This window comes from Akkermansia sp. NBRC 115031 (assembly GCF_030268505.1).
GTDB classification, from domain to species: domain Bacteria; phylum Verrucomicrobiota; class Verrucomicrobiia; order Verrucomicrobiales; family Akkermansiaceae; genus Akkermansia; species Akkermansia massiliensis.
Window position 1 is genome coordinate 94,425 of the sequence record NZ_BSQU01000003.1, and the last position, 17,102, is coordinate 111,526.

At 58.3% G+C, this 17,102-nt stretch carries 10 protein-coding genes; 8 read left to right on the plus strand and 2 right to left on the minus strand.

Going from position 1 to position 17,102, the window contains the following annotated elements:
* Positions 1-281: 281 nt before the first annotated feature.
* The 7 genes from QSJ36_RS05295 (at position 282) to QSJ36_RS05325 (ending at position 8,742) form a co-directional block, all read left to right on the plus strand.
* On the plus strand, positions 282-2,489 hold the full coding sequence (locus QSJ36_RS05295; protein ID WP_285467505.1) for a polysaccharide biosynthesis tyrosine autokinase: 2,208 nt from the start codon (positions 282-284) through the stop codon (positions 2,487-2,489).
* Positions 2,490-2,500: 11 nt separating this feature from the next.
* Positions 2,501-3,106 (plus strand): polysaccharide export protein, encoded by a 606-nt coding sequence (locus tag QSJ36_RS05300; protein ID WP_022396234.1) that lies wholly within the window; start codon positions 2,501-2,503, stop codon positions 3,104-3,106.
* A 581-nt stretch (positions 3,107-3,687) separates the two neighbouring features.
* Positions 3,688-4,221, plus strand: a complete 534-nt coding sequence (locus QSJ36_RS05305) for a helix-turn-helix domain-containing protein (RefSeq protein WP_102722427.1) — start codon at positions 3,688-3,690, stop codon at positions 4,219-4,221.
* 65 nt (positions 4,222-4,286) lie between these two features.
* Entirely contained in the window at positions 4,287-4,880 is a 594-nt protein-coding gene (ruvA, locus tag QSJ36_RS05310; RefSeq protein ID WP_102714792.1) for a Holliday junction branch migration protein RuvA, read from the plus strand.
* A gap of 224 nt (positions 4,881-5,104) precedes the next feature.
* On the plus strand, positions 5,105-6,130 hold the full coding sequence (gene gap, locus QSJ36_RS05315) for a type I glyceraldehyde-3-phosphate dehydrogenase (protein ID WP_022396231.1): 1,026 nt from the start codon (positions 5,105-5,107) through the stop codon (positions 6,128-6,130).
* Positions 6,131-6,298: 168 nt separating this feature from the next.
* Positions 6,299-7,516, plus strand: a complete 1,218-nt coding sequence (locus QSJ36_RS05320; protein WP_102722426.1) for a phosphoglycerate kinase — start codon at positions 6,299-6,301, stop codon at positions 7,514-7,516.
* A 260-nt stretch (positions 7,517-7,776) separates the two neighbouring features.
* Entirely contained in the window at positions 7,777-8,742 is a 966-nt protein-coding gene (locus tag QSJ36_RS05325; protein WP_102722425.1) for a hypothetical protein, read from the plus strand.
* A gap of 176 nt (positions 8,743-8,918) precedes the next feature.
* Here QSJ36_RS05325 and QSJ36_RS05330 read toward each other — a convergent pair whose 3' ends face one another.
* Entirely contained in the window at positions 8,919-10,820 is a 1,902-nt protein-coding gene (locus QSJ36_RS05330) for a glycoside hydrolase family 97 protein (protein WP_180975941.1), read from the minus strand.
* A 414-nt stretch (positions 10,821-11,234) separates the two neighbouring features.
* Here QSJ36_RS05330 and QSJ36_RS05335 point away from each other — a divergent pair, with 414 nt between their 5' ends.
* Positions 11,235-13,781, plus strand: coding sequence for a protein kinase (locus tag QSJ36_RS05335; RefSeq protein ID WP_180973704.1), 2,547 nt, complete (start codon positions 11,235-11,237; stop codon positions 13,779-13,781).
* A 142-nt stretch (positions 13,782-13,923) separates the two neighbouring features.
* Here QSJ36_RS05335 and mfd read toward each other — a convergent pair whose 3' ends face one another.
* Positions 13,924-17,100 carry a transcription-repair coupling factor gene (mfd, locus tag QSJ36_RS05340; RefSeq protein ID WP_285467518.1) on the minus strand — a complete coding sequence of 1,059 codons (3,177 nt, stop codon included), beginning with the start codon at positions 17,098-17,100 and terminating at the stop codon, positions 13,924-13,926.
* Positions 17,101-17,102 lie beyond the last annotated feature (2 nt).

Sequence of the window (17,102 nt, forward strand, 5' to 3'; positions counted from 1 at the left end):
TCCGGCAGCAACAGTGATACGTCTGACCTGACCTTCAATGCTACGGCCGGCATCAAGCTGCTGCTGACTAATGCGCTGGCTCTTACGGCCCAGTACTCCTACACCAACGGTTCCTACGGCGGCTATAACTACCCGATGCCCTCCTACAACCGCAACGTGTTCTCCTTCGGCGTGAATTACAGCTTCTAAGTCTTGACTGACCATTAATGTCCTTACTCCTCTAATTGCGAATGTTCATTCACAATTAGAGGAGTTTTTATCTTACTACCTCACTATCTTTCATGAATGCCCAGGATCAGCAGAACAGTGATCGCATCGTACGCAACATTGACTATTTGCAAGTTTTAAAAAATCGCTGGAAGGAAGTCTTCCTGGTCTTCCTTCTGGTGCTGGTCATTTCCGTGGTAGTGACTTTCCTGATGCCGCCCTCCTACCGGGCGACGAGCCAGTTCCAGATCAAGCTGCCCAAGCCCGTAATGGAAATCGGCCAGGGGGGGGACGTGGTCGCCTCCTCCAACGTGACGGCTAACTACATTCCCATGCAGTATTCCGTGCTGACTTCCACTGAAGTTCTGAAGGTGGTGTCCAGGAAGCTGAATCTTGCCGCGGAATGGGGCATGACGGATGAAATGGCGGCATCCAATCTGGCCGGCATGATCAAGGTGGCTCCCGTGCGTGCGACGGACCTGGTGGACGTCATTGTCTCCGGCCCGGATCCCAAACTGGTGCAGAACATCGCCAAGGCGGTTCCCGAGGCTTACAAGCAGGACCGTGAAATGCGTGAAAACCGCCTGGTGGAAACCGCCATCAAAAGTTTGAAGGACGTTCTCCGGGAACAGGAGGATACCGTCAATGAAAAGATGATGTCCCTCAAGAAGCTGATTGCGGAAAGCTCCTACCTTCCCACTACCTGGAGAAACGGTGAAAACCGGAGCACTCTGACGGCCGGCATGGAAGAGGAAGACTTCCGGAACGCCAAATCCCAGGCCATGCAGTTTGAAAAGGATGAAAAGGAACTGGCTTCCTACGTGCAGGAACTGCAGCGTCTGCCTGACGACAAGCTGCTGGATTACGTCATCAGTTCCGACCTGCTGAATGCGGAATCCGTAGGAGCCAAGGCCCTGCGTGAAACCTATGCCGAATTTTCCGACAAGCTCAAGGAGAAGGAAAACCTGAAAGCCCAGAACATCGGGGCCAGGCACCCCAAGATGCTGGCGCTGCTGGAGACGGAAAGGATTCTGGGAGAGAAGCTGAACAAGGAGCTGATCGGGCTGCGCTCCTCCCTGAAAAGCAAGCTGGAAATGGTTTCCGCAAGCCGGAAGCACTGGGAGGCGACCGTCGCTCAAAAGGAGGAAGCTCTCCAGAAGCATGTCCTGCAGGTTCCCATGTATGAACAGGCCAGCCGTGATTATGACGCCGCGCTGGACCAGCTCAAGGACCTGGATTCCCGGTACAAGGATGAAATCGCCCGTCTGCGCGTTCCCCGTGAAGCGATTGAAATGTACCAGCTTCCGACCTATCCTGCCGCTCCCTACAAGCCGAACGTGACCATCAACCTGGCGGTGGGCGCCGGGGCCGGGCTGCTTCTGGGCATCGGGCTGGCCCTGTTGCTGGAATTCATGGACACCTCCGTGAAGACGATGGAGGACGTGGAACGGGCTCTGCAGGTTCCGGTGCTGGGCATTATCCCCAAGAATGTGCCGATCCTTCATTCTTCCGATGTGATGGGCCCGGATGCGGAAGCCTACCGTATTCTGCGAACAAATATAGAATTCAATAAAAAGGGATTGGAGGAAATTTCCCTGACCTTTGTTTCCGGCAGTGCCGGGGAAGGGAAGACCACCACCCTGTGCAACCTGGCCTATATCTGCGCCCAGGGCGGCTATGCCACCCTGATGATTGACGCCGACCTGCGCCGTTCCAAGCTTCACCGGTATTATGAACTGGACAATGAAGTGGGACTGACCTCCTATCTGCTGGAAGACTACCCGCTGGAGGAAGTGATTTTCCAGACGCCCATTGAAAACCTGTACGTGATGCCTGCGGGCCCCACGCCCTTCGACCCGTCGGGCGCGTTGAATTCCCGCAAATTCAATGAACTGCTCCAGGAAGTGAAGCAGCGCTTTGACATCGTGCTGGTGGACTCCCCGCCCATCCTCGGCGTCAGTGATTCCGCCGTCATCGTGAGCGAGGTGGATATGACGCTCATGGTCGTCCAGCCCCGCAAACTGCCGCTGAAAGCCCTCCTGAGGCAGAAGCAGGTGATTGAATCCGTAGGCGGCAACCTGGCCGGCGTGGTGATGAATAATGTGGACATCACGTCCGATCACCAGTATCAGTATTACACGACTTATTACTCCTATTATTCTGCGGATGGCGGTTCCTCCGGCGAGAATGCGGACGCCTCTTCCATGAAGAAGGCCGAGCGTTCCGGAAAGGCCAAGGAGCTGGCGGCTACCCAGTCCCATGATAGTGAAGATCTGTACTAACCCATTGCTCCATGAAAAAATACATTTGTTCCCTCCTTTGCCTCTTGCTGGGTGCGGCGGGGCTGGCGTCCGCCCAGTCTCCGGACGCCGTGCCTGCGCAGGGCACCATTGAAATTCAGGTGCGCGGCATTCCTGCGGATGACGCTACGGCCATTTCCGGCCAGTATCTGCTGGACGGCAACGGGACGATACGCATGCCCCAGCTTCCGCCGGGCCACGACGTGCTGCGCGTGGTAGGCAAGACGGCGCGCCAGATTGAAGATATGCTGATGGCCGCCTATAAGAAGGCGGAATTGTACACGGCCCCCACCTTTCTGGTGAAGGTGCAGAGTTCGGACGCGCGGCTGACGGAGCACATTGTGCTGGTGAGCGGCGGCGTAGCCATGAAGAAAAACGTCTTGTGGCGGCGCGGCATGACGCTTCTGGAAGCGATTGTGGGCGCGGGCGACATTACGGACTGGGGTTCCCGGTACGTGCAGGTGACGCGCGGCGGAAAAACCGTGACGTACGATTATTTCTCCATCAAGGACAGGGCGATTCCCATTCAGCCCAATGACCGCATCTTCGTTCCCCAGCGCGGGATTTTTGAAGGGCGGCCCGCGAAGCTCCTGCCCTGAAACATTCTTTTTTCATGCCCGGCTTTCCATAGGGAAGCCGGGTTTTTTATTGCCCCGGTTCCCGGAAAATCCATGGAATGCCGGAAAAAACACGTGGGCCGGCGTCCGGGATGGGAACAGGCCGGTGGGAGATGGAACGCGGAAGGCCTGTCATGAAATTTCCCAGGCCCTTTTCTGGAAATGGGCCGTGCATGCGTGGAACCGTATGGTAGAATCATAGCGGGAAAAAAGTTTTCCCTTGAACCGTACGGCGCCAGTAAAAACGCTGGTGGAAGGGGTTTTTTCCCTGTGCCCGTGAACCTCTGTATTCACCGGAACGGAAGGCCTGCGGGGCGGAAAAAGTTGAGGAACATGCTGTTTCCGCCGGGGGCGTAGGCCCTTTTCCCGTGATTGGCTGATACGGCCTCCGGGCATATATTGCGATGAAATGAGTTCAGTATGAATGTAAAAAACAGAAAAACAAAGAAAAATGTTGAACATTCTTGGACTCAATGCATTTTTGGAATCTTCCAAAAATGTTAGAGTTTCGTGCGGAATGTCTGCATGGAGCTTCGCAATCCCAATGTAAAAACTCATTAACCATGATATACCATTTTAAGAAAACATTCATCGGAGTAGGAGGACGGGAGTACATTAACAATCCCAAGCTGAGCTTCCCGGAACATGTGAAAATCCGCCGTCGGGGAACGAATCCCAAATCCGGCCAGCCTTATGCGGAAGCGGGCAGCGCGTTCGTGGAAACGTCCTCCATCGCCTCGCGGCTCTGCTGCAGCGCGTCCGCCGCCCGCCAGTACCTGCACCGTCACGGAGCCCGCTTCCGCGTGGTCCGCAAGGGGACGGGTTCCCTGGCCCTGTACTGGCGGCGTGCGGATGTGGACCGGATTCTCGCCCGGCGGGAGCCTGTACGCCGCCGCGTGCCACCGTGCTACATGGACATGGCCGAGGCTATCGACATGCTGGGGGTGGTGCGCAGCTACATTTACAGGCTCGTGAAAAAGGGGCTGCTGCGCGAATACCGGTGCCGGATGAAGACCGCCCGCGGCCTCCGGGTGCGCTGTTTTTATCACCGGGAGGACCTGGAGCATATCAGGCTGCACGTGCTCCAGAAAAGATGATGGGGCCGGTTTCCGCAGATGCGTTTTTGGCTTGAGCGCGGGCCGGATTGTGTCACGTTATGGGCATGATAGCTTTTCTGCGCGGCACGGTGGCGGAATCATATCCCCAGCGGTTGATTCTGGATGTTCATGGCGTGGGGTATGAGGTGATTGTGCCCCTGTCCACCTTTGACAGGCTGAACCCTCTTCCCGGCAGGGAGCTGACGCTGAAAACCTACCTGCATGTCCGGGAGAACATGCAGGTGCTCTACGGCTTTGCCACGGATGCGGAGCGGGACATTTTCCTGCTGCTGATCGACCGCGTTTCAGGCATCGGCCCTGCCACGGCCATCGCCATTCTTGGTTCCCTGTCCGTGGAGCAGTTCAAGCAGGCGGTGGTGAGCGGGGACGTTTCCGGCATTGCGCGGGCCAAGGGCGTGGGCAAGAAGACGGCGGAACGCATTGTCCTGGAGCTGAAGGACAAGGTGGGACTGGCCGCTACGTGGGAGGCCCAGGCGCAGGGCGCCACCTCCCAGGCAGCGGGGGATGCGGAGCTGGCGTTGATTGCGCTCGGGTTCAAGCAGGTGGAGTCCCGCAAGGCGATCGCCGCCCACCTGAAAGACCATCCGGACGCGGATGCGGACGAACTGATCCGCGCCGCCCTGCGCTCCATGAACTGACCGTCTTCCCCACCCGGGGACCGGCTCTGCAAGCATTTGACTTCCATGCGGGAGCATGCCCGCGGGCAGGGCTTCCTGCGGTCTGCGCAGGCGCGGGAGCATACTGCCATGATGGGGGAACAATAGTGTTGACGGCTGGTTGAATCGTTTTTAAACTTACGGCGTCCATGGTACTTAAATAAGTCCGGGACTAGTAATTAATCAAATCTGAAGCCCTCAATCTTATGGCCAAATATGCTATTAACGGTTTTGGACGTATTGGTCGCAACGTACTGCGCGCCATGTCCAAGGAAGAACGCAACAAGGTTGTTGCCATCAATGACCTGACCCCCATTGAAATGATCGCCCACCTGCTCAAGTATGACTCCACGCAGGGCAAGTTTGACGGTGAAATTTCCATTGATGGAGAATATCTGGTCGTTGACGGTCACAAGATCCTCATCACCGTGGAACGCGACCCCGCCAACCTTCCCTGGAAGAAGCTGGGCGTAGACGTCGTTCTGGAATCCACCGGCCTGTTCACCAAGCGTGACGCCGCCAAGAAGCACCTTGAAGCCGGCGCCAAGAAGGTGCTCATTTCCGCTCCCTCCCCGGATCCTGACCTGACCTTCGTTCTGGGCATCAACGACAGCGAATACGATCCCGCCAAGCACGACATCGTTTCCAACGCTTCCTGCACCACCAACTGCCTCGCTCCCATGGTGAAGGTGCTGGACGACAAGTTCGGCATTGAAAAGGGCATGATGAGCACGATTCACTCCTACACGAACGACCAGCGCATCCTGGACCTTCCCCACTCCGATCCCCGCCGCGCCCGCGCCGCCGCGATCAACATCATCCCGACGACCACCGGCGCCGCCAAGGCCATCGGCGAAGTGATGCCGAACCTGAAGGGCTCCCTGAACGGCGCTTCCTTCCGCGTGCCGACCCCGACCGGTTCCCTGACCGACTTCGTGGCCGTTCTCAAGAAGAACGTGACCGTGGAAGAAGTGAACGCCGCCATGAAGGAAGCCGCTGAAGGCCCGCTGAAGGGCATTCTGGATTACTCTGAAGAAGCCCTCGTTCTCCAGGACATCGTTTCCGACCCCCACTCCTGCATCTTTGACTCCGGCTTCACGTATGTGGTCGGCGGCAACCTGGTGAAGGTCTGCGGCTGGTACGACAACGAATGGGGCTACTCCAACCGCGCCGCTGAAGCCATGAAGAAGCTGGGCGACAGCGTGAGCTGCGGCTGCTCCTGCGGCAAGTAAGTTCTTCCGAACAACGCTTGCTCTTCAGTTGCACGACAAGTCTTGCCGGTTGCCTGCTTCAACCTTCCGGTTCCTGAACCGGGTTTGTCCAGGCGGCCGGGGATTTATCCGGGAGGGCAGAAATGCCCTCCCTTTTTTATTCCATTGAACCAAACAATATAAACCGATATGGCTAAACTTACTGTACGTGACCTTGATGCCAAGGGAAAGGAAGTCCTGATGCGCGTGGATTTCAACGTCCCCCTCAAGGATGGGGAAATTACCAATGACGCCCGCATCGTGGCCGCCCTCCCCACCATCAAGTTCCTGCTGGACCAGGGCGCCCGCCTTGTCCTCACCTCCCATCTGGGCCGTCCCAAGAACGAACCCGATCCCGCTTTTTCCCTGAAGCCCGTTGCCGCCCGCCTTTCCGAACTGCTCGGCAAGGAAGTGAAATTCGTTCCCGCCGCCATCGGCCCGGAATCGGAAGCCGCCCGCGCCGCCATGAAGGACGGCGACGTGGTCCTGCTGGAAAACGTCCGCTTCTATCCCGGTGAAAAGAAGAACGATCCGGAATTTGCCAAGGCTCTTCTGGGCAATGCCACGCTGTTCGTGAACGACGCGTTCGGCACCGCCCACCGCGCCCACGCTTCCACGGAAGGGGTGACGCATTTTGCGGAAAAGAGCGCCATGGGCTTCCTGATCGAACGCGAACTGGAATACCTGGAAGGCAAGCTGGAAAACCCGGAAAAGCCCTTCGTGGTAATCATGGGCGGCGCCAAGGTGTCCGACAAGATTGAAGTGCTTTCCAAGCTGATGGAAAAGGCTGATACGTTCCTGATCGGGGGCGCCATGGCCAACACGTTCCTGGCGGCTGAAGGGTATGACCTGGGCGCTTCCAAGATTGAAGGCGACAAGCTGGATCTGGCCCGTGAAATCCTGGCGGAAGCCAAGGCCAAGGGCGTGAAATTCCTGCTTCCTGCGGACGTGCGCGTAGCCATGAAGTTTGAAGACGGCGCTGAAACCTTCTGCACGGCTCCCTTCGCGGAAGGCGGCAAGGTGCCGGAAGGCGGCATGGCCATCGACATCGGCGACAAGGCTATTGAAGAATTCTCCGCCATCATCAAGGACGCCAAGACCGTTCTGTGGAACGGCCCGATGGGCGTGTTTGAAATGGACTGCTTTGCCAAGGGCACCAAGGAAATTGCGGAAGCCCTGGCGGATTCCTCCGCCATCTCCATCGTGGGCGGCGGCGATTCCGTGACGGCGGCCAAGAAGTTCAAGGTCCAGGACAAGCTTTCCTTCTGCTCTACGGGCGGCGGCGCTTCCCTGGAACTGCTGGAAGGCAAGGTGCTTCCCGGCGTGGGAGCCCTGACCGACAAGTGCGGCTGCTGCTGCCAGAAGTAACCGTTCACGGCCGGCGGATCGTTTTCCGCATGGTGCCTTGAATGAACCTTTTCATTCCCCGTGCCCGTCTCCGGGTGCGGGGATTTTTTTGCTCCCTGCTGACGCGGCGCAAACTGCGGAAGTTTGCCGGCTCCCGCGGTTTAAGGGAAACCCGTTCGTGCTCCGGTGGCTGCCGGTTCCGGAGAGGGGGATGCAGGGAAAGGCGGCACAGTCCTTTTTTGGGCTTGCTCTGCGTGTGGCCCGCGCTAGGCTGGACATGTATGAAAATGCTGCGCAGCTTCCTGGCCGTGTTCCTGTTGTGCTCTCCCGCGCTTGCGGCGGACGCCTCCGTTGCGGGGAAGAAGGAGCATGGGGGGTATCCGGCCCGGTACATGCTTCTGGAATCCTCGTCCCGCAACAGCCAGAGCCTGTCTACGCCCGTGGCCGCGTATGTGAATGACGAAGGCGCGGAAGTGGCGCTTATCGGGGCCATTCATGTGGCGGAGGCTGATTATTATGCCCGGCTGAACAAGCTGTTCGGCAGTTATGACGTGCTGCTGTTTGAAATGATCGGCGGGGAGGGGCTCCGGAGGGAGGAGGAGCTCCGCCGTAAAATAGACCGCAATAAGCCTATGGGAGGGCTGACGCTGGAGGAGGCGCGGGAATGGAACCGGATGGTGGAGTGGAGGAAGAGAGCCGCCCTTGAGGAAAAGTCTTTTTTGCTGGGGCTGCTGGGAAGCGCGTACCGGGAATTGAGCGCCGCGCTGGGCCTTCAAACCCAGCATCAGGGCATTGATTATTCCGCGCCCCATTTTATCCATGCGGACATGACGCTGGCGGAATTCCGGCAGGCGCAGGCCAGTAAGGGAGAAAACTTCGCCAGCCTGATGCTTAAATCCATGCTGTCCTCCCTGGTGGAAAAGCCCGGGGCGTACCAGCCGAATGAATTCGGCATGATGGTGGATTTGCTTGCCGGGAACAAGGCGGGACTGAAGAATGAACTGATGCGCATTTTTGCCCATGCTCCGAATGATTTGGAGGATACCGTGATTCTGGAAGGCCGGAATTCCAAGTGCATGGAAGTGTTTGACCAATGGCGCGGCAAGGGCGTTCGCAGGATAGGCATTTTTTATGGCGCGGCCCATCTTCCCGGCCTGCACGGAGCTCTTCTGGAACGCGGCTACCGCCTCCGGGACGTGCAGTGGCTCCCGGCGTGGAGCACCATGGAGAAGGCTGGCCAGGACTGACCCTTTTGCCGTCTTTTCCGGTCTTTCCGCGGGTAATGAAGTTGGTGACTGCCGGAGGCCGTAAATGATGGGAATTCTCCCTTTCCGGAAAGGCCGCTTCAAATGGAAAGGGAGAAGAGGAAAATAGCCTCTTCCCCTTTCCTGATGAACTCCCGTTGAGCAGACGGAAGGGAACGCTACTTTCCGGCGGGGACCAGGCGGGCAATGCCGCCGCCCTTGACGCGCATGGTGAAGGAAAGGGTGCTCCCGGAATGGAGTTCCCGGTTTTCCACCTTCCAGCCGTCGTTCTTTTCCGGCAGGTCGCGGAGGATGGTGGCCCGGTACGCGGTGTTCCTGTTCAGGAAGTCCAGGGGAATGGAAACGGTGCGTTCCCGTCCGTCCCCGTTCATCAGGGCAATGTACCACTGGTCCCCGGAACGCCGGGCAAAGGCGGCGCATTCCCCGATGGCGGACGGCGGCAGAACGATGGTCTCATCCCAGACGGAGGGAATGTTCCGGACGGCTTCGCGTTCTGGGGAGCCTTTCGGGAAGGCGGCTTCCATGTCTGCGGGGTTGGATACCCAGTGGAGGACGGGGGACGTATAAATGATATTGGCCGCCATCTGGAGGGGCCAGGAAGAGCCGCGCAGCTTGGGCCCGTGGCCGAAGTAGCCGCCAGTGAAATCAGCGTGGCCGGAGACCAGCCGGGTGAAGGGCAGTGCGCAGTAGTGCTGTCCGCCGATGGCGGCCCAGATGTTCTGTTCCCCGCCGTAGATGCCTTCCCGGCTCATTTCATGCGGCCAGGAGCGTTCTTCCCCCGTGGGGGTATTGGCGCCGTGAAAGTTGACCATGAGCTTGTTTTTCGCCAGGTTTTCCGCGACGGCGTCATAAAAGGCCAGGCGTTCCCGGGAGGCGGAATCCATGAAGTCTATCTTGATTCCCTTGATGCCCGTTTTGGCAAGGCTTCTGAAAAAGCTGCGCATGCTTTCCCAGTCGTTGGCGGGGTTGTTGACGTCTGACCAGCGCACCCATACCCAGATGCCTACTTGTTTGCCGGCGGCGTAGCTGGCCAGTTGAGCCACCTTGTCCATGCTTTCCGGCACGGTTTTGCCCCATTTCTTCCATCCTTCGTCAACGAGGTGGTATTCCCAGCCGAATTCGGAGGCCATGTCGACAAAGGCGTACTGGTCCTCTTCACGGACGTTTCCGCGGTCCCACCAGGTCCAGGTGGAGCGGCCCGGCTTGATCCAGGGCGTTTTGGCTCCTTCAGGAAAAAGGTTCCTGTCCGGTTCCGGAGCCAGGGAAGGGATGACGTCGTTCCGGACCAGGCCGTTCAGGTCGTCGTTCACCAGGATGACCCGCCAGGGCATCTCTGCGGAAGAGGGGGCGGAAAAGCCTTCCGGGTCCTGGAAATATACCGTCCTGCATGCGCCGTCCTGAAGGGAGAATTTAATGCCGCTCCACTGCCTGTTGAAATTGGCGGCTTCCTGGATGAGGGCGAAGCCTCCGCCCGGCAGTTCCGCCGCAACCGGCATGGTGCGGACATGGCTGCGGGGATTGCCGGGGTCTTTCTTGAAATCGACTATTCTGGAAGGAGACCAGACTCCCTCGCAGGGACCCAGTGCGGAAGCGGAGTCCTGGGTCCACAGGACGGCTTTTTCCGGGAAGGCGAACGACGTTTTTTCTTCCCCGATGTTCAGCACGGGCGCTTTTTGCATGTCTTCCGTCCACTCGTAGCGGAAGGCGACTCCGTTGTTGAAAACGCGGGCGCGGAGGCGGAGGCCGGAATTATCCCCGGAAACCACGTATTCGTTGAAATGGACGGAAGCGGAGGGGTATTTGCCGCGCGTTTCAAAGGTGTCGTGGATGTTGTCCTTCACTTTTTTCACGCTCCATCCCGTAATGCCTCCGGCAAGGTCCTTGCCGTTCACCACGATGCCCAGGCCGGAGGGCTCCAGAACCGTCCTGTTTCCCTTTTTCAGGGAATGGGCGGCCCGGTTATCCGCGTGGAGCATCCAGGACAGACGGCCGTCCGGGGATTGCAGAGAGGCATGCAATTCTCCCGCCTGTCCGGAACCGGGCAGGAGGCATCCTGCCATATTGCTGAAAATAATGAGAGATTTTACAATCATATCTTTGTCAGAATACGTCCATCTTGGCCCGTTTATTGCAAAAGTATGTTTTGGAAGGGCGGCAGCCAGCGCATCTACTTTCCGGAATGGGGGAAAAGGCCCTCCCTGCGTGAAGGCCGGGTGGTTCTCCGTTAAATCCGTGGAAGCCGTGAGCTGTTCATGAAGATGAAAAATGGCGGATGTCTTGTTTCCCGTGCAAGAGGTTATGGAGAAATAACCAACCCGGTGAGCGGCAAAAGAATAATCTTTACAAATTAGGTGGAAAAGATAAAAGTAATTTCCTGATCAGATATTAGGATGGAGAGTTGCGGCTCAAATAGTGTTCCCGATTTTCACCATGCGGCAGTTCCGGGAAAAGATGCTCATTTGAATAATGTTTCCGTGCATGGATCCAAATTGACCCCTCCCTCTTCCTGGAACGAGTTTTCCGTTTATTCCAAGGAACTCCCGGACGGAGCGACGTTGGAGCATTATAAAATATTGAAGGTGCTGGGAAGCGGCGGATTCGGCATTACCTATCTGGTCCGGGACTTGATGCTGAAGAGGAAAGTGGTTTTAAAAGAGAATTTTCCTTCTTCCTATGCTTACAGAGATCCGTTTACGGGGCGCGTGGTTCCCAATAATGAGCATGACGCCGAGTATTTCAAGTGGACCCTTTCCAACTTTTTGAATGAAGCCCGCATTCTTGCGAGGCTGGATTCTCCAGGTATTGTCCGGGTTCTTTCCGTTTTTGAGTGCAACGGCACGGCTTATTTTTCCATGGATTATGTTCAGGGGCTTCCTCTGGATTACCTGGGAGAACAGCAGCTGCTTGCCGGAAACTGTTATTCGGAAGCCAAGTTGAAGGGATTGCTGATGCACATCCTCCAGATTTTGGATTACCTTCATAAAAAAGGCATCTGCCACAGGGACATCAAACCGGGAAATATATTGCTTACACAGGAGGGAACTCCCGTTTTCGTGGATTTCGGCGCGTCGCGCCACATGGAGAGCACCCATACCCAGACTGTCCTGACGACTCATGGCTTTTCTTCTCCGGAACAGGCTCTCGGCAGGAAAAACACGGGACCCTGGAGCGACATTTATTCCCTGGGCGCTACGTTCTATTCCCTGCTGAAGGGGGGTGCGCCCCCCAGAGGAGAGGAGCGGCTGATTCACGATACCATACAGCCTTTGGCATTGTCCGCGCCCTTGTCCTCTCATTATTCGAAAAATTTTCTCAGGACCATAGACAAGGCCCTTTCTCCTCGGGTGGAAGATCGTTATAACTCCGCGGAAGAGTGGATGAAGGATCTGGGAGTGGAAGGAGGGGCGCTCTCAACCATTAAGTTCTCCAGTGAGGAGTTCAAGTCCGCCCGTAAGCGTTTTTTCAATCTGTTTGCCTTGTCCTCTTCCCGCATCATGTCGGAAGGGCACGAAAAGTGGGGGGCCGGATGGAGGAAGGTGCTGGGGCTCTTCGTTGTTGCGGGCGTGATTGGCGCAACCCTCGGCTATTTTGTTTATGACTGGGGAGGCGGCCCGGAGGAGGACGATGCTTTAGGGCTTCGCTTTCCCAGTGTAATGTCCACCCCCATTCCCCAGATTATTTCAGAATCCAGGGGCGTTTCCTTGCTGAGTCCCGTGGAACGTTTTGACGTCAGGCTGGATAGTCCGTCTTTGTCGCGCCATGCTCTTCCGTCCCTGCTTCCCGACCGCTTTTCCCTTGCGTGTGTTCATTTGAGAGTGCTTCAGGAAGATAAGATGTGCCCGCCTCTGTATTTGACCATACGTGATGAGGAGGGAAAGCTGGTTTCCCGGTCTCTCAACGGTTTTTCCTTCACCTTGATCGAGAGTCCTGTGCTCACCGGGTTCCGCTTTGTGGATCTTCCGGCGCTGAATGTGGATGCGCCTTACAGGTTCAGTTTTGAAACCAAGGATAATGTTCCTCATCCGCTGAAGGTTGTTTCTTCCCAGGTTACGACGCTGGAGAGCGGGAAAACCGTGAGGCCCCATTTTAAATTCATTTGCGCGATGGATGACTCCGAGGTGAGAGATTCGCTGAACAGGCCGGAAAACGGCAGGATCCGGGAAATGCTCATCGCCTCCCGGAAAAGGAACCGTACGGAAATTGATTCCATCGTGCTGACGGAACAGGAGAAGACGCAGGTGCGGAAGTTCGCCAAGGCGGGGTATCCCGCCGCCCAGTATAAAATAGCCCGTCTCATCTTTGAACGGGATGGGAGATACGGAGAGGAAGGAGGCGCCTGGCTTTATAAGGCGGCCATGGGGGGCTTTATTGTGGCGCAGAGGGATCTGGCGTTTCTTCTTGTGGGGGGCAAGGAATTTTTCCCGGATATGCTTCAGTGCCCGGTCAGCCTGTCCCAGAACTATTCTCAGGCGGTTGATTTCCTTCTGATGTCCTTTGCCGCGCAGGATCCTTCCGTGCTGTATATGCTGGGTGTCTTGTATTCCCAGGGGTGGGGGGTGGAATATTCCGCGGAGATGGTCGCGCGCCTGTCCAGGCTGTTGGCCGGTTCCGGTTACGACCTGTCGCGGCTTACCTTGTCGGCCCCCATTTTATCCCATTGGGAGCTTCTGGGGCAGAAGGAGGAAACCTATACGAGGATGCGCTGCTCCATTCCCGGCAGGAAGATGAGCCAATTTTCAGGACTGCGGCTGGTACGGACCTCCGTGGAAGGGGGAAGTATCCTTATTGACAAGGTGATTCTGTTGCGGAACGGGCAGGAGGTCATGTCCCGTTCTTTCCGTACGGCCCTTACCCGGGAGTCTCCCGTCCTGGAGGTCTCCATAAACATGGAGGATTACGCAAAGGAAATGGACAGTTCCGAATGGTCGATAGAGGTCATCATGGCTCCGGCCAATACGTCCGGCATCATGGAAATGATGAGGAAGAAGGAGTTTTCCGGCGCGGAAGAGCTGCGAATTTGATGGAAGGATTTTACCACGGGAAAGGAGAGAACGCGGCATGCGGTTTCCGTCCGTTATCGGAAGCCGTTCGGGGCGGAAGGCCCCGGCGCCGGGGCCTTCCTGTTTCCGCTGGATGGCCCGGCCGGGAAGGCTGTGGCGCGGTTTAGATGTTCTTCAGCATTTCCAGCGCTTCCCGTAGCTTGTCTGCGGGAGAGACGCCTGCCAGCCGCGGAAATTTGTTGGACAGCAGGATAAAATCCCCGTTCCTGGTGAGCATCAGGCGCTGTCCGCTGATTTCCACCATGGAGATGTTTGCTTTGGATGCCAGTATCTTGATTTTGTGGGAATCCAGCAGGTGATGCACCGTTTCCGGTGCAGGGCCGAAGCGGTCTTCCCACGCGCGGAGCAGGGCGTCCGCCTCCTTCAGGGTGCGGACTGCCGCCAGGTCCTTGTACGCGGAAATGCGCAGGGCTGCGTCGCTGATGTAATCCCGGGGCAGGAAGGCGCCCAGATAATCCTTGCGGGATTTGGCGGCGAACTGCGTCTCGCTGTTCACGATGAAATCCGTTCTCAGGGCCGCGTCCGGCCGGGGAGCCGTGTGCCTGCCCTGCATGTGGGCGATGGACTGCTGGAGAAGCTGGCAGTACAGGTCAAAGCCGATGGCGGCAATGTGGCCGCTCTGCTGGGTGCCCAGCAGGTTGCCCGCGCCGCGTATTTCCAGGTCCCTCATGGCTATCTTGAAGCCGGAACCCAGCTCCGTGTACTGCTTGATGGCGGAGACGCGCTTGCGGGCGTCTCCCGTGGTGGCGGCGGACCTGGGGAGCATGAGGTAGGCGTAGGCCCGGTGCCCCGCGCGGCCCACGCGGCCGCGGAGCTGGTAGAGGTCCGCCAGGCCGAAGCGGTCCGCGCGGTCAATGATGATGGTGTTGGCGTTCGGGATGTCGATGCCGGATTCGATGATGGTGGTTGCCAGCAGGATGTCCGCCTTCCCCTGCACGAAGGTGCGCATGACCTTCTCCAGCTCGTCCTTGGGCATCTGTCCGTGGCCGATGACGATGCGGGCCTTGGGCACCAGGGCCTGGATGCGGTCCCGGAACAGTTCGATGGTTTTGACGCGGTTGTGCAGCAGGAAAATCTGGCCGCCGCGTTCCAGTTCGCGCTCCATGGCCTTCTTCATGATGCGTTCGTCATAAGGGCATACGCTCGTCTGCACGGGCTGCCGGTTGACGGGCGGCGTTTCAATGGAGCTCATGTCCCTAGCTCCCATCAGCGCAATGTACAGGGTGCGGGGAATGGGCGTGGCGGACAGCGTGAGCACGTCAATGCCCTTGAAGCGTTCCTTGAATTTCTCCTTGTGCCTGACGCCGAAGCGCTGTTCCTCGTCAATCACCACCAGGCCCAGGTTTTTAATGGACACGTCCTCGGAGATGAGGCGGTGCGTGCCGATGACGATGTCCACGGCCCCGGACTTAAGCCCTTCCAGCGTAGAGCGGACGTCCGCCGCGCTGCTGAAGCGGCTGAGCATTTCAATCCGCACGGGGTATTCGCTCATGCGCTCCTTGAACGTGCGGAAGTGCTGTTCCGCGAGCACGGTGGTGGGCACCAGCACGGCCACCTGGCGGCCTCCCGTCACGCATTTGAAGGCGGCGCGGATGGCCACCTCCGTCTTGCCGAAGCCCACGTCCCCGCAGATCAGGCGGTCCATGGGGCGGGTGGCTTCCATGTCCGCCTTCGTCTGGGCGATGGCGCGGAGCTGGTCCTGGGTCTCCCGGAAGGGGAAGGAGCTTTCAAACTCCCACATCCATTTGCTGTCCGGAGGGTGGCTGTAGCCCTTTCCGGTCTGGCGTTCCGCCTGCACGTTGAGGAGCTGGGCGGCGTAGTCCGCCACGGAGCGTTCCGCGGACTTTTTGGCGCGCTGCCATTTGGAATCCCCCAGCTTGTTGAGTTCCGGCGTCTTGCTGCCCAGCCCTATGTACCGTGAAACCAGGTGCGCCTGGCTGAGGGGGACGTGCAGGATCGTATTGTCCCGGTAAAGGATGTTCATTTCCTCGTCTCCGGAGTCCGGAGAGGTGGAAATGTTGATGAATTTGCCGATGCCGTAGCTGGTGTGCACCACCAGGTCTCCGGGGTTGATGTCCTTCAGGGAGGCCTGCGCGCGGGCCTTGCGCGCCTTGTCCTCCCGGCTGGCGCGGCGGCGAGCCGTGGCGGACTGGTACCTGCCGAACAGCTCCGAGGAGGAGAGAACGGCCGTTTTTGCCCCCGGAATGCTGAAGCCGCCGGGCAGGTCCCCGCGCAGGGCGGTGATGGACAGCAGCGCGGGCGTTCCGGCGCAGATGTCCCGGAAGCGCTCTTCCTCCCCTTCGTTGGGAAAAAACATGCTGACGTTCCATTTCCGGTCCAGCCATTCTCGGATCTGGCGTTCCGCCAGCTCCCGCCGCATCTCCTGCATCACGAAGTCCCCGGCGTCAAAGCTGCCCAGGGGATTGTCATGGATGGCCAGGGAGAAGTCCTCCTCCCCCTCCGCGTTCTCCGGCGGTGCGGTGAGGATGCACACGTTCCCCCGTTCCTTGCAGAAGGGGGCCGTAATGATCAGGTCGCCCGGCTTGATCCAGGCCCGCAGGGTTTCCACGCCTGCCGCTTCCGTCAGGACGAGGTTGACGTGCTCCGTCTTCCGGAAGGAAATCTGGGAGTCCACGTCAAATTCCCGGATGGATTCAATCTCATCGTCAAAAAACTCCAGGCGCACGGGATGGGAGGACTGGAGCGGGAAAACGTCCAGAATGCCGCCGCGGCGGGACCACTGCCCGCGGGAAATGACCTGAGGAACGCCCTCGAACCCCGCCTCCTCAAACAGCCGTATCAAATCGTCAGGGGCGTGCGTTTCTCCCGTTTTCAGGGTCATTCCCTGGTTCTGCATGCCGTCGGGGGAGGGAACCTCGTCATTCAGGCTGCCTTCCGTCAGAACGACGGTTTGCCTGCCCACATGGCCGGAAGCGATGCGGTGAAGGACGTTCAGCCGTTCCGCGGCAAGCTCCGGGTCTCCCACTTCCTCCCCCAGGGCCACCTCTTTTTCCGGGACGAAGAGGATGTTGCGCACTCCCCATGTTTCCAGTTGCGCGGCAAGGGATTCCTGCGCGCGCAGATGGGGCGCGATCACCCAGGCCCGGGCGGTATCCGGAATGGTCCTGATGCACAGGGCCGCCACGAACGGAACCCCGGGCAGGGAAGTATGGTCGAAAACCGCCTGTTCCTCCGTGCCCAGTTTCGCGAGTTCCCGGTGAAAGGGTGCGGTGCGGGCCACCCTGTCCATCAGGGCGGATATGGAAGCGTCTTCTGCCATGC

Coding starts and splice junctions, on each gene's coding strand:
- QSJ36_RS05305 (WP_102722427.1), top strand. CDS start 3,688: ATGATATACCATTTTAAGAAAACATTCATCGGAGTAGGAGGACGGGAG.
- QSJ36_RS05325 (WP_102722425.1), top strand. CDS start 7,777: ATGAAAATGCTGCGCAGCTTCCTGGCCGTGTTCCTGTTGTGCTCTCCC.
- QSJ36_RS05300 (WP_022396234.1), top strand. CDS start 2,501: ATGAAAAAATACATTTGTTCCCTCCTTTGCCTCTTGCTGGGTGCGGCG.
- QSJ36_RS05320 (WP_102722426.1), top strand. CDS start 6,299: ATGGCTAAACTTACTGTACGTGACCTTGATGCCAAGGGAAAGGAAGTC.
- QSJ36_RS05330 (WP_180975941.1), bottom strand. CDS start 10,820: ATGGCAGGATGCCTCCTGCCCGGTTCCGGACAGGCGGGAGAATTGCAT.
- ruvA (WP_102714792.1), top strand. CDS start 4,287: ATGATAGCTTTTCTGCGCGGCACGGTGGCGGAATCATATCCCCAGCGG.
- QSJ36_RS05295 (WP_285467505.1), top strand. CDS start 282: ATGAATGCCCAGGATCAGCAGAACAGTGATCGCATCGTACGCAACATT.
- mfd (WP_285467518.1), bottom strand. CDS start 17,100: ATGGCAGAAGACGCTTCCATATCCGCCCTGATGGACAGGGTGGCCCGC.
- gap (WP_022396231.1), top strand. CDS start 5,105: ATGGCCAAATATGCTATTAACGGTTTTGGACGTATTGGTCGCAACGTA.